15 protein-coding genes are annotated in these 12,721 nt (G+C 32.1%); 13 read left to right on the top strand and 2 right to left on the bottom strand.

The features are described from left to right. Positions 1-8 precede the first annotated feature (8 nt). The 10 genes from tmk to N4A68_11555 all read left to right on the top strand — a co-directional run bounded on the left by tmk (position 9) and on the right by N4A68_11555 (position 6,827). Complete coding sequence (tmk, locus tag N4A68_11600) at positions 9-635, top strand: dTMP kinase (protein MCT4564939.1); 627 nt, start codon at positions 9-11, stop codon at positions 633-635. Between the two features lie 29 nt (positions 636-664). Then, positions 665-991 carry a cyclic-di-AMP receptor gene (locus tag N4A68_11595; protein MCT4564938.1) on the top strand — a complete coding sequence of 109 codons (327 nt, stop codon included), beginning with the start codon at positions 665-667 and terminating at the stop codon, positions 989-991. 125 nt (positions 992-1,116) lie between these two features. After that, on the top strand, positions 1,117-2,094 hold the full coding sequence (gene holB / locus N4A68_11590) for a DNA polymerase III subunit delta' (GenBank protein ID MCT4564937.1): 978 nt from the start codon (positions 1,117-1,119) through the stop codon (positions 2,092-2,094). 3 nt (positions 2,095-2,097) lie between these two features. Then, positions 2,098-2,988 carry a stage 0 sporulation family protein gene (locus N4A68_11585; GenBank protein ID MCT4564936.1) on the top strand — a complete coding sequence of 297 codons (891 nt, stop codon included), beginning with the start codon at positions 2,098-2,100 and terminating at the stop codon, positions 2,986-2,988. 86 nt (positions 2,989-3,074) lie between these two features. After that, on the top strand, positions 3,075-3,248 hold the full coding sequence (locus tag N4A68_11580; protein ID MCT4564935.1) for a 4Fe-4S binding protein: 174 nt from the start codon (positions 3,075-3,077) through the stop codon (positions 3,246-3,248). A 117-nt stretch (positions 3,249-3,365) separates the two neighbouring features. Further along, positions 3,366-4,061, top strand: a complete 696-nt coding sequence (locus N4A68_11575; protein MCT4564934.1) for a cytochrome c biogenesis protein CcdA — start codon at positions 3,366-3,368, stop codon at positions 4,059-4,061. Positions 4,062-4,084: 23 nt separating this feature from the next. Beyond that, positions 4,085-4,711: a TlpA family protein disulfide reductase gene (locus N4A68_11570; protein MCT4564933.1), complete on the top strand. Its 627-nt coding sequence runs from the start codon at positions 4,085-4,087 to the stop codon at positions 4,709-4,711. Between the two features lie 116 nt (positions 4,712-4,827). Then, entirely contained in the window at positions 4,828-5,583 is a 756-nt protein-coding gene (locus N4A68_11565; GenBank protein MCT4564932.1) for a tRNA1(Val) (adenine(37)-N6)-methyltransferase, read from the top strand. A 38-nt stretch (positions 5,584-5,621) separates the two neighbouring features. Continuing rightward, entirely contained in the window at positions 5,622-6,464 is an 843-nt protein-coding gene (gene rsmI, locus N4A68_11560) for a 16S rRNA (cytidine(1402)-2'-O)-methyltransferase (protein MCT4564931.1), read from the top strand. A gap of 156 nt (positions 6,465-6,620) precedes the next feature. Continuing rightward, entirely contained in the window at positions 6,621-6,827 is a 207-nt protein-coding gene (locus N4A68_11555) for a DUF1858 domain-containing protein (protein MCT4564930.1), read from the top strand. Positions 6,828-7,050: 223 nt separating this feature from the next. Here N4A68_11555 and N4A68_11550 read toward each other — a convergent pair whose 3' ends face one another. Further along, positions 7,051-7,296, bottom strand: coding sequence for an AbrB/MazE/SpoVT family DNA-binding domain-containing protein (locus N4A68_11550; GenBank protein MCT4564929.1), 246 nt, complete (start codon positions 7,294-7,296; stop codon positions 7,051-7,053). A 410-nt stretch (positions 7,297-7,706) separates the two neighbouring features. On the opposite strand from N4A68_11550, the gene N4A68_11545 reads away from it, so the two are divergent. Continuing rightward, positions 7,707-9,137: an HD domain-containing protein gene (locus N4A68_11545; GenBank protein ID MCT4564928.1), complete on the top strand. Its 1,431-nt coding sequence runs from the start codon at positions 7,707-7,709 to the stop codon at positions 9,135-9,137. Between the two features lie 138 nt (positions 9,138-9,275). Then, entirely contained in the window at positions 9,276-9,932 is a 657-nt protein-coding gene (locus N4A68_11540; protein ID MCT4564927.1) for an MtnX-like HAD-IB family phosphatase, read from the top strand. A gap of 22 nt (positions 9,933-9,954) precedes the next feature. Here the strand turns inward: N4A68_11540 and N4A68_11535 are convergent, their stop codons facing one another. Next, on the bottom strand, positions 9,955-11,148 hold the full coding sequence (locus tag N4A68_11535; GenBank protein MCT4564926.1) for an MFS transporter: 1,194 nt from the start codon (positions 11,146-11,148) through the stop codon (positions 9,955-9,957). A 363-nt stretch (positions 11,149-11,511) separates the two neighbouring features. On the opposite strand from N4A68_11535, the gene N4A68_11530 reads away from it, so the two are divergent. After that, positions 11,512-12,381, top strand: coding sequence for an HAD family hydrolase (locus N4A68_11530; GenBank protein MCT4564925.1), 870 nt, complete (start codon positions 11,512-11,514; stop codon positions 12,379-12,381). The last annotated feature ends 340 nt before the right edge of the window (positions 12,382-12,721 follow it).

The raw sequence follows: 12,721 nt of genomic DNA, 5'->3' as shown, positions 1-12,721 counted from the left end.
AGAGGGATATTATGAGCGGTGTATTCATAACCTTTGAAGGGCCAGATGGATCAGGAAAAACAACTCAGATTAAACTATTAGAAAAGTACTTTAAGGAAAAGGGTTATGATATATTGATAACCAGAGAACCCGGTGGAACAAATATAAGTGAACAGATTAGAAATGTTATACTAGATAAAAATAATATGGAAATGGATAAAATAACAGAGGCATTACTATATGCTGCTTCAAGGGCTCAGCATGTTGCTCAGATAATAAAACCAGCACTTTTAGAGGGTAAAGCGATTATATGTGATAGATTTGTGGACTCCAGTATAGTATATCAAGGTATAGGAAGAAATTTAGGTATAGACTTTATCAAGAAGATTAACGATATGGCTACAGCAGGAACCCAGCCAGATATAACCTTTTTAATGAAGCTTTCACCAGAGCTAGGCTTGAATAGAAAATTTTCATCCGATGAATGTAATAGATTGGATATGGAAAAGCTTGAATTTCATAATAAGGTTTATGAAGGATATCTTAAGCTTGAAAGCTTATATCCACAGAGGATAATAGGCGTGGATGCTTCTAAATCCATAGAAGAATTGTATAAGGATATTGTAAAAATTGTTGAGAATAAATTGAAGTTTTAATTAAAACTTAAAAAAGAGGGGGAAGTAGAATGAAGCTTGTTATTGCTATAGTTCATGATGAGGACGCCCATGGGGTAACCCAAAAGCTTACTGAAGCAAACTTTGGTGTTACTAAGCTGGCTTCCACAGGGGGATTTTTAAGGTCAGGAAACACAACGCTTTTTACAGGGGTTCAAAGGGAAAAGGTAGATGAAGTAATAAAAATCATTAAAGATGTTAGCAAAACAAGGAAGGAAATAACAACAACAGCTCCCATGCTAGGAGATAATTCTAATTATATACCTATCCCTATTGAGGTGTTAGTAGGGGGAGCTACAATATTTGTTGTTGATATAGAAAGATTCGAGAAAGTATAAGATGATATAGAGATTCAGGTAAAGCTATTAATCTACACATATCCAAAACTTGTTAATCCATCGAGGTTTTGGATATGTATAAGCTATACTATGAAAACCCTATATTATAGAAAGGATTGTAAGCTTTGGGATTTGAAAAAATCATAGGACATGATAAAATAATAAGCTTCCTTAAGACTGCAATAAAAAGAGACAAGCTTGCCCATGCGTATATTTTTGAGGGACAAGCTGGGGTGGGGAAAATACTGACAGCTGTAGAATTCGCTAAGGCTATAAATTGTAAAAATGAGAATTTTGGATGCGAAACATGTTCTTCTTGTATTAAGGTAAATAATAATAACCACCCCGATATAAATATAATTAAACCAGAGGGAAATAGTATAAAAAATAAACAAATTGAGGAGTTTCAAAATAATATTCTTTTGAGACCCTATGAAAGCAATAAAAAAATATTTATAATAGAGGCATCCCATACTATGACTACAAGTGCCCAAAATAGACTTTTAAAGATATTGGAAGAACCACCAGGGTATGGTATGATTATTCTAATTGCTGAAAATTCTCATGGTTTACTTCCCACTATAAAATCTAGAAGTCAAACTATTAAATTTAATAGAATACAAAAAAAAATAATAGAAGATTATCTTAAGGAAAATTATAATATTAAAGATGAGAATTTATCAATATTTGCAGGCTTTTCCGACGGCTCAATAGGCAGAGCTATAAGTTTGTATGAATCGGAAGAATTCAATAGTAGACGAGGGACGACTTTAGATATAATAGATGAGGTTATTAGAGGAGATAAATTAAAGCTTTTGGATTATGTAGACTTTTTTGTTAAGAATAAGGAGTATATTGGAGAACTATTGGATTTCTTTAGTATTTGGTTTAGGGATTTATTGTTGTTAGTGGAAACAGGAGAAGAAAAGTATCTATTAAATATAGATAAAATAAATATATTAAGAATTCATACAAATACAGTATCCTGTGAAAAACTTGGAAAATCCATAGATATTGTAGAAAAGACCAGAAAGAATATAGGATCAAATGTGAATTTTGGTCTAAGCATAGAGACGATGCTTTTAAATTTACAGGAGGTATAATTTATGGTAAGGGTTATAGGAGTAAGATTCAAAAAAGCAGGAAAAATATATTACTTTGATCCCGACGATATAGATGTAGAAAAAGGACAAAATGTAATTGTAGAGACGGCAAGGGGCATAGAGTTTGGAGAAGTAGTAGTAGGCTCAAAGGAAATATCAGAAGAAGAAATAGTTTCTCCCCTAAAAAAGGTTTTAAGAATTGCTACATTAGAAGATGAAATCATAAATAAAGAGAATAATGAAAAGGAAACAAAGGCTTTTGAAATATGCTTAGAAAAAATTGAAGAGCATGGCTTAGAGATGAAGCTTATTGATGTAGAATATACCTTTGACAATAATAAGGTTATATTTTACTTTACTGCCGATGGTAGAGTGGATTTTAGAGAGTTGGTTAAGGATTTGGCTTCCGTTTTTAGGACAAGAATAGAACTTAGGCAAATAGGTGTTAGAGACGAAGCTAAGATGATAGGTGGAATAGGTCCTTGTGGAGTAAGTCTTTGCTGTTCTACATGGCTTGGAGAGTTTGAGCCCGTATCTATAAAGATGGCAAAGGAGCAAAGTTTATCCCTTAATCCCACAAAGATATCAGGAATATGTGGAAGACTTATGTGCTGCTTGAGATATGAGTATGAAAGCTATACAGAGCTAAGAAAGGGATTACCTAACCAAGGAGAAAGAATAAAAACTCCTGAAGGGGAGGGAATTGTTATTGACAATAATGTATTGCTTGAATCCGTTAAGGTAAGACTTATAGTTAAAGAAAATAAAGAAAGACATTATATGGATTTAAGTGACGATATATATATATTCCATAAGCAAGAAATTGAGAGACTTTGTAAGCCCAAAACAGAAGAAAAATTAGATATAGACCATATAGAAGATATCTATGAATAAAAATATAATAAAAAGTATTACAAGTGGACATAATTTATTACGAAAGGAAATGGATTAAAAACAATTTCTTGGAGGTGAAATAAATTATGGCGTATTTCATTAATGACAATTGTATTAGTTGTGGGGCATGTCAGCCGGAATGTCCTGTTGATGTAATTAGTGCTGGAGATAATATATATATTATTGATGCATCTGGATGTATTGATTGTGGGGCTTGTGCCAATGTGTGCCCAGTAGATGCCCCCCATCCTCAAGACTAGAACAAAGAAGACCCTTATATAATAGTGGGGTCTTCTTTATTAGTTTTTAATCCTTAAAATTGGGTAGGAATATAGTATGATAAATTTAAACGCCATACTAACGGGGGGTATGTTTTATTGAATGATAACATATCGGCTATAGTAGTATTTTTACAGGGAATGGCTTCTTTTTTATCACCCTGTATATTACCATTAATGCCTATATATTTAACCTATTTAACGGGAGAGTCATTAGAAGAAATAGAAGAAGGAGCAGCCAGAAAATCGATTCTAATTAATTCCATAGGATTTTTATTGGGATTAAGCATAGTCTTTACAATACTTGGGGCTACAGCCACAGCCTTTGGAAAATTTTTATATTTTAATAATAATATAATCAGAAAAGCTGGGGGTATAATAGTCATAGTTTTTGGAATACACCATTTAGGAATTATCAATCTAAGCTTCCTCAATATGGAAAGAAAATTTAACTTTAATGCTGAAAAACCTAAATTTATTAATTCAATACTATTAGGTATGGCATTTAGCTTTGGCTGGACTCCTTGTATAGGGCCAATTCTTGGATCCGTACTTATGATGGCAGCTGGTTTAGAAACCTATGGAAAAGGCATATATCTTCTGATTATTTATTCCCTGGGCTTCAGCATACCCTTTCTCATAACAGCTTTATTTTTAAATCTAGTACTCCAAAGGATTAACAATTTAGATAAGAACCTAAAGATAATAAAAGTGATAAGTGGGATTTTACTGATAATTATGGGAACATTATTATATACTAATAATTTAAATGCAATCTCATCAATATTTTCATGAATAATTTAGAATGAGGTGATATGATGAAAAAAATTTTTAGCATATTAGTAATTCTACTGCTATCTGTATCTTTAATTTCGGGATGTGTAAAAGAAGACAATGAGCAAACTGACAAATCGGAAACTACAAATAAAGAGGAAAAAGACATTGAAAAAAATACAAGCAAAAATGAAAATGATGAAGGAGAAACAAAGGACGATGCAGAAATAAGAGAAGGGATTTTCGTCGGAAATAAAGCATATGATTTTTTATTACTTGATAGGGAAGGAAATGAGATAAGTCTATCATCCCTAAAGGGTAAGGTTGTGTTTTTAAACTTTTGGGCTTCATGGTGTGGACCCTGTAAGATGGAAATGCCCCATATGCAAAAAGTATACGAGGAATATAAAGATAAGGATGTAGTAATACTAGCCGTTAATATCACGGCTTCCGAGAAAAATGGAATAGAGGGTGTTAATAATTTTTTGAATGAAAATAAATACACCTTTCCTGTTTTATATGACAAGGATGGTAGTGTTTCAGAAAAATATAGAATATCAGCTATCCCAACCACCTATATCATCAATAGGGATGGCATTATTGTAAATTTTGTAAGGCGAAGTATGAGTGAAGAAATGATAAAGCAACAGATAGAAGCAGGGATGAAATAAGGTTCTAAGTTTAAAGTTCTAAGTTCTAAGTTTTATTGTCATTCTTGATGGGCTTTCAAAAATGCTTAAAGCTTGTCACTTAGAACTTGGAGATAAAATTGATTGGAGAGAGAATAATGGATGAAGCTTTATTAAGGGAAAATGAAAGAATAGATGATCTTCAATGTAAAGGTCTTAAAATTATACAAAACCCTAAAGGGTTTTGTTTTGGTGTAGATGCAGTACTTCTAGGCAATTTTTGTGAGGTGAAACGCGATGCCAAGGTTGTGGATTTAGGAACAGGTACAGGAATTATGCCCATAATTATAGCCGGGAAAAGTAATGCAAAAAAAATCTATGGCATAGAGATTCAAAAAGAAGTTGCCAATATGGCCTCTAGAAGTGTAAAATTAAATAATCTAGAAAAAAGGATAGAGATAATAAATGAAGACCTTAAAATTATAGAGGGCTTAATAGAAGTAAATTCTATTGATGTAGTTGTATCTAATCCACCATATATGAATTCAGGGGGTGGGCTAAAAAATCCCGAAGATTTAAAAGCCATATCAAGGCATGAAATAAAGTGTACATTAGAGGATGTTATTAAAACAGCAAGCAGACTACTAAAGCATAATGGGCATTTCTATTTAGTTCATAGACCCCAGAGATTAGCGGATATAATGTGCTTATGTAGAACATATAAGCTTGAGCCCAAAAAGCTTAGATTTATACATCCAAATAAAAATAAGAAACCAAATCTTTTATTATTAAAATGTATCAAGGCTGCAAAGCCGGAGCTGAAATTTTTAGACCCCTTATATGTCTATAAAGAAGATGGAAGCTATACCGATGAAATCTATGATATATATGGAAAGGAAAGAATAGATAGCTAATAGCAAGCAGCTAGTGAACAAGTAAAGGAGAAAAGGACATGGAGATACATCGTGGTAAACTATATATTTGTGCGACTCCAATAGGTAATCTAGAAGATATCACCATAAGGGTCTTAAATACTTTAAAGACTGTTGATTTGATTGCCGCTGAAGACACTAGACATACTATCAAATTATTGAATCATTATGAAATCAGTAAACCCCTCACAAGCTATCATGAACACAATAAGATTAAAAAAGGGCCCCAGCTTATTGAGAAATTAAAGGAAGGTCATAAAATTGCATTAGTTAGCGATGCTGGGATGCCGGGGATATCTGATCCAGGTGAAGACCTAATAAGACTTTGCATTGAAAATGAAATAAAGGTAGAGGTGCTGCCTGGAGCAAATGCTGTACTAACGGCTTTAGTGGCATCTGGGTTATCTAGTGCTAAATTTGCCTTTGAGGGGTTTTTAGATAGGAATAAGAAAAAGAGACGTGAAAGACTGGAAATATTGAGTACCGATGATAGAACCCTCATTTTTTATGAGTCTCCCCATAGGCTTATGGATACATTGAAGGATATGGAACAAATACTAGAAAATAGAAATATGGCCATAGCCAGAGAACTCACTAAAAAGTATGAGGAAATAATTAGAGGCAATATTTCCCATGTAATAAAGCATTTTAAAGAAAATGCTCCAAAGGGAGAATTTGTACTTTTAGTTGAAGGTGGGAGTATAGAGGGGCGTAAGGATAGAAGTTTTGAAAATCTTTCTATAGAGGATCATATAGTATCATATATGGATAAAGGATTAGCTAAAAAAGAGGCAATCAAGCAAGTAGCTAAGGAAAGGAATATCCCAAAAAGGGAAGTGTACAAGCATGGTATTGAAATATAGACATTAAAGGAAAATGTACAACCTATATGGAATAATATGATATTGGGGGGATTAAAATAACCGGCTTTTCAAGTGAAATGTATTTTACGAATATGCATAAATATTCATGATTTTCCTTAAAATACATTTTAAATTTTTTATGTTGGTTATATATAGATGAGATATAATAAGGATATGACAATTTCTCAGATATTATTTACTGACCCTAGGGTTCTTCAGGTTTTTAAAGCATATGGACTTCCATGTCAAGGTTGTTTAGCAGCTGAAACAGAGAGTCTTGAGGTGGTATCAAGGGTATTTGATATAGAATTGGATAAGATACTTTGGGATTTGGAAGAATTAGATATGGAGAGCTTAGGTTAAATTAAACTTTTGACTGTAATGGTTATAACTTATAGGGAATGCATAGAAATAAAAAATGCTTGGGCATTGATTACCACAAGCATTTCAGATTGCTGAAAAAGTCAACCATATATCAGGCTTTGACAAAAGTTCAAGTTCGATAGCATTAGAAGTAATAAGCAACATAGAAATTGGGCTTTTGTCAACAGTCTGAAATGGTTATAGGTTTTTATAACTTTTTAGCCTATTTTGATTCCTTTAGTTCTACTACGCAATCTGGACAAATGTTTTTACCTTTGTAATTGATGTTGTTCTTAGCTTGTCCACAGAATATACATGCAGGTTCATATTTCTTTAAAATGATCTGTGGGCCATCGACAAAAATTTCTAGTGCATCTTTTTCACCAATATTAAAAGTTTTTCTTAGTTCCTTAGGTATAACAATTCTTCCAAGCTCGTCTACCTTTCTAACTATTCCTGTAGATTTCATCAAAAAAATCCTCCTTTAGACATCTTTCGACATATTTCTCACTTTAAATAATACCAGAACTACCAATAAAAGTCAACCTAAAAAACCAATTTATTTTAAAAAAAATCTAAGAAAAATTTCCCAATAAATAAATCCCTATAGTTTGATTCAAATAGAAAAGAGATAAATCAATGGATAAGTGATATATGTATCTATATTTTAGTGACATTGACATGATTATTTAAAAGGTTTAAGATTAAATAAAGTTAAAGATAAGCGACCTTGAGGGTTAATAAATTGGATAAAATACAAATTTACCAAGTAAATTATGGGAATATATACTTTGTCTAATAGGAACTCTTATAGTTGCTTTTCTCAATTCTATCTACAATTCCAGGTTCATTATCTATAAATGATTGGGAGTGAATAAATTGGTTTTCACTAACGAATATATTAAAGAGATAAGTAAGTTAACCCAGAAGAAAATATATATAGTGGGAAATGCTGTTAGAGATTATCTTACTAAAAAAGAAATTGTAGATTTTGATATAGTAACTTTAGAAGAGATATACGGCTTAGCTCATGAACTAGCCCATAGAAATAATGGGAGATGTATAAGCTTAGATAAAGAAAATGGGAGAGTAAGAGTAGTACTAGATAATGATGACAATAAAGGAACAGTGATAGACTTTTGTACTATGAATGGGAAGGATATATATGAAGATTTATCTAAAAGAGATTTTACGATAAATGCTATGGCCATTGAGGTTAAAGATGAAAAAGCAGATTTTGGTGATGTGATCGATCCCTATGGAGGATTAAAGGATATAAAAAATCGGATTATTAAAGAAGTAGATGAAAATGTTTATCTTGAAGATCCAGTAAGACTTATAGGTGCAGTTAGGCTTATGGCAGAATTAAATTTTGATATGTCCGACAACACTCTTGAACTTATAAAAAGGAATAGCTATAGAATAAAAGAAGTTTCAGGTGAAAGAATAGGAAATGAGCTTTTCAAAATATTGGCTTTCAAAAGGTCATACTACTACTTTAATTTTATGGATAAGCACCTTACTTTACTGGGTAAGATATTTCCTGAAATTGAGCCAATGAAAAATGTAGGTAGATGTAAATATCACGTGGTAGATTCTTGGACCCATTCCCTTCACACTATGAAAACCATTGAGAAAATTATATATGCAGATGGTTACTTTGAAGACCATCTTAGAAAGGCATATGAGAAGCATACAAGTCAAATCATGGATAATGAACATGCTAGAATTCAACTTATAAAACTTGCAGCCCTATTCCATGATATAGGAAAGCCAAAGGCTAGATGGGTGGATGAAACGGGTAGGGTTAGGTTCAAAGGACATGAAATCGCTGGGGAAGAAATTATGGCGGATATTTCTGATAGACTGAGGCTTAAAAGGATAGAGAAAAAGTTTTTGTGCAAGATTGTTAGGGAGCATATGTGGCCCTTGACACTTTATAAAACAAACGATGTAAGTGGAAGAGCCTTATATGATTTATTTAAAAACTTTGGAGAAAGTACATTGGATATTATACTAATAGGCCTTGCGGATATTATATCCACAAGACAGCTTTTAAAGCCCCATGAAGAAATGGGTATGTATAAGGTGCATGCAGAATATCTTGCTAATAATTATTTGACAAGGTTTAGAAAGCTTGAAGATATATCGAGTACCATAAATGGAAATGATATATTAAAAAATTTTGAGATAGAAGATAAAACAATTATTGGTGAACTCATAGATTCAGTTAAAAAAGCCATATTCTTTGGGAAAATTCCATTGGAAAAGGAAAGGATACTGACGTATATAGAGGAATGTTTAATATAGATGGATAAGTTGTAGATTTAATATATTAGGTAAAGCTATAGTTTTTAGTGTTAGTTTTACTTATTTTTTTCCTCTAATAATGACCCAAAACCTACAACTTGGAACATGTAACTTGTAACCGATAAAGGAGATGCACAAATGAAAAGGACTATTATGGTTGACTTTGATGGAACAATTACTAAGAGGGATACATGTGTAGCTGTAACCAACGAATTTGCGACCCGAGATTGGCGAAGTCTTGATGAAGAATGGGCTAAGGGGGAATTATCAACTCAAGATTGCTGTAACATACTTTTCGGATTAATGGATTTTAATGAGGTTAGACTTAAAAGCTTCCTTGAGACCATTGAAATCGATGATTATTTTTCTCGGTTCATTGAACTTTGTAGGGAAAATGCTTATGGCATATACATAGTTAGTGACGGATTTGATTTTAATATCAATACGGTATTAAACAAAAATGGCATAAAGGATATAGAGATTTATAGCAATAACTTTTTCTTTGATGATGAAGGAAATTACAATTTACAGTTTCCCCATGAATCTAAAAACTGTGGGAAATGCGGAACATGTAAAACAGAAATCTACAATAGGCTGAAGAAGAATTCGGATGAGATTATATATGTAGGGGATGGATATTCTGACAGGTGTGTGGCCGCAAATGCCGATGTATTATTTGCTAAAAGCTACTTAGCCAAGTATTGTGATGAAAAGGGAATAAAATATATAAAATATGAAAGCTTTAAAGATGTGATAAATTATTTAAACCACAATAAACCCTCGGAGGGACTATAAAACCTCTGAGGGTTTACCCTATCTATTTACTTTCAATCCCATTTATTTTCTTGGTATATAGGGAGTAGCTTAAAAGATATTTAATACTTAGGATCAGTGCTATTGCACATAATCCAGTTATTATAAATAACAGCTTCTGAATACCAAGCCTATCGGCCAAATAGCCTGAAGTGTTTAAGGATATTATTCCGCTCAAGCCTCCCGATACAGCCATGGCTATGGTCTGGGATGAGGTCTTTAAGCTATGGGGACTCACTTCATCTATTAAATATTTAGCTATAAAAACAAAAATACTAAATGAGGGCATTTGTAGAGTTGATAATAGTATTATTGAAAACACACTATTGCTAAAGGCGGTTAACAATGTCCTTATAAGAAAGAATGCTGAAGATATAACTAATAACACAGGTAAATTGAATCTCTTCATTAGCCCTTTAGCGTTTAAAAGTATGGGAACCTCACTAAAGGCAGCTACAAGTAAAAAAAGACCGATGTCGGATTTGTTGCCTCCGAAATTTTCTATTAAAATCACAGAAAACATTGCAACGCAATGAAATGATATATATAGTAGAAAAAAGATTGTAATTAATTGTACATAGGGTTTATTTTTAAACAGTTTTTTTAATGTAGCAATTCCTAAATCAGAATCAACTTGTTCCTTTTCCTGTTTTGTTTCCTTGGCATCCTTTGTATTATATGTTATTATCAAAACAATTGATGCAAATACAATATATAAAATTCCTACTATATCCCAACCAAATTTGTCTATTATTTTGCCAATCAGTAATGTGGAAATACCCCAGCCAATAGATCCAAAGGCTCGTATTGGGCCGAAGTCATTCTTAATACTATCATTGCTTTCAAGAACCCAACTATCTAACAAAGCCATAATCGAAGATTGGAAAAATCCTATCATTGAGATAAAGATTGCTTGCTTAACGGGCACATGGAGCTTAAAAAAGAAAAAAATCAAGACAGTTAAGAAAATCATCCATAAAAAATATACCTTCTTTATTGTATTTTTAAGGTCACATATATACCCAGTTATGAATTGCCCTAGAAAACCAAAAAAGTATAACAGCGACATGAAGAAGCCCACCTGTGTAGCACTAAAACCTAAGCCATTTAGATAAGCGATTGTAAATCCAGAAAATATTGCAATTGTAAAATAGAAAAAGAAATACAATATTTTAAAGTGTCTTGTATTAGATACCATTTTTTTCATTTCCTTTCTTATTGACTACCCACTCATCTGTAATAATATATTATGTTATAATAAAATACAATCATATAATTTATTGAGGAAATTGCATAACGCTTACTTGGCTAAGTCTAATATGGGAATATCATCCTTGATTTAATTGCTTAAGAGATAAGTATATTTGATGGTATAGCTATTGGGATTTTAAAATCCTATAGATATTCCAGTTAAACAGTTAATTTATACACATCAAAAATCCCTAGAAGCATCGGATATTTTGAGATGTATAAATTAAGTTTAACTTTGGGAAATCTATATATTAGATGATTTTTATAGAAAGTAATTATGCAATTTGCTCTATTAATATTGGGGGCTGAAATGGGTAAGATATATATTAGTGATTTGGATGGTACATTACTTAGAAATGATGCAACCCTTTCGGAGTATTCAAGAAAGAATTTAATAGAAATTATTAATAGGGGAATAAACTTTACCATAGCAAGTGCTAGAAGTATTTATTCTATACAAAGGATACTTAAAGGACTACCTTTTAAACTGCCGGTAATAGAATTTAACGGGGCATATATCTCAGATTTTAATACGGGAGAGCATCTAATAATTAATGATATCCATAGTGAGTTATGCTTCGATCTTTTAACTTTAATGGATAAGTATAATGGTATTCCATATGTATCAACATTTGATGGAGAAAAAAACAATCTATACTATAGGGAAACAAATAATTATGGTATGGAGTGGTATTTAAATGACAGAATAAGGATGAATGACAAAAGATTACGTCGGGTAAATGATTTTAGAAAGATAGTAAAGGAACATATAGTATGCTTTACCATTATTAACAAGAAAGAAAAACTAATAGAGCTAGAAAAGGAATTGAAATATAGGTATGCTCATGCACTTGAAATCCACATCATGGAAAACAAATATTCTCCCGGTTGGTATTGGTTATCAATACACGACAAAAAAGCTACAAAGGCCAGGGCAATTCAAACCTTAAGAAACACGATGGATTTAAATAATCATGAAACAATTGTTTTTGGCGATGAGGTAAATGATGTGCATATGTTTAAGATGGCAGACAAAGCAGTGGCTGTGAAAAATGCTAAAGCTGAGCTAAAAAAACATGCTAAGGAAATAATAGGTAGAAATGAAGAGGATAGTGTAGTTAAGTATATACTTAAGGATGTATATGGAGGAGAAAATCAAATAAAGGAGCAAATATCATAAATTTGTTACTGGGATAATCCTTATCCCAGATGTGTGTTAACTATTCACCAAAGTTTTGAAATGATTTTACATATTTCAAAATCATATGGTATTAATTCACCGTATATATATGTTATGAATATAATGAAAAAAAATAGGAAAAATAAAAATAGGGCACCTCATAAGTGTCTATTAGCCAAATTAAGGTACTGCATATGATTTCATGTTGACAGAAAAATGTAAAAATGATACAATTTTATTAAAGTTGAGGCGTTTATCGGAAGTGCCTGGCTAATAAAAAACCGAAGAAAGTTTGAGGCGTTTATCGGAAGTGCCTGGCTAATAAAAAACCGAAGAAAGT

The organism is Maledivibacter sp. (assembly GCA_025210375.1).
Lineage (GTDB): Bacteria > Bacillota > Clostridia > Peptostreptococcales > Caminicellaceae > JAOASB01.
The sequence above is the reverse complement of the archived record's forward strand: the minus strand, read 5'-3'. Positions and strand labels throughout refer to the sequence as shown.

Excerpts from the sequence above, each read along its gene's own strand:
- N4A68_11595 (MCT4564938.1), top strand. The coding sequence starts at position 665 with ATGAAGCTTGTTATTGCTATAGTTCATGATGAGGACGCCCATGGGGTA.
- N4A68_11585 (MCT4564936.1), top strand. The coding sequence starts at position 2,098 with ATGGTAAGGGTTATAGGAGTAAGATTCAAAAAAGCAGGAAAAATATAT.
- N4A68_11580 (MCT4564935.1), top strand. The coding sequence starts at position 3,075 with ATGGCGTATTTCATTAATGACAATTGTATTAGTTGTGGGGCATGTCAG.
- N4A68_11570 (MCT4564933.1), top strand. The coding sequence starts at position 4,085 with ATGAAAAAAATTTTTAGCATATTAGTAATTCTACTGCTATCTGTATCT.
- N4A68_11565 (MCT4564932.1), top strand. The coding sequence starts at position 4,828 with ATGGATGAAGCTTTATTAAGGGAAAATGAAAGAATAGATGATCTTCAA.
- rsmI (MCT4564931.1), top strand. The coding sequence starts at position 5,622 with ATGGAGATACATCGTGGTAAACTATATATTTGTGCGACTCCAATAGGT.
- N4A68_11555 (MCT4564930.1), top strand. The coding sequence starts at position 6,621 with ATGAGATATAATAAGGATATGACAATTTCTCAGATATTATTTACTGAC.
- N4A68_11550 (MCT4564929.1), bottom strand. The coding sequence starts at position 7,296 with ATGAAATCTACAGGAATAGTTAGAAAGGTAGACGAGCTTGGAAGAATT.
- N4A68_11540 (MCT4564927.1), top strand. The coding sequence starts at position 9,276 with ATGAAAAGGACTATTATGGTTGACTTTGATGGAACAATTACTAAGAGG.
- N4A68_11535 (MCT4564926.1), bottom strand. The coding sequence starts at position 11,148 with ATGGTATCTAATACAAGACACTTTAAAATATTGTATTTCTTTTTCTAT.
- N4A68_11530 (MCT4564925.1), top strand. The coding sequence starts at position 11,512 with ATGGGTAAGATATATATTAGTGATTTGGATGGTACATTACTTAGAAAT.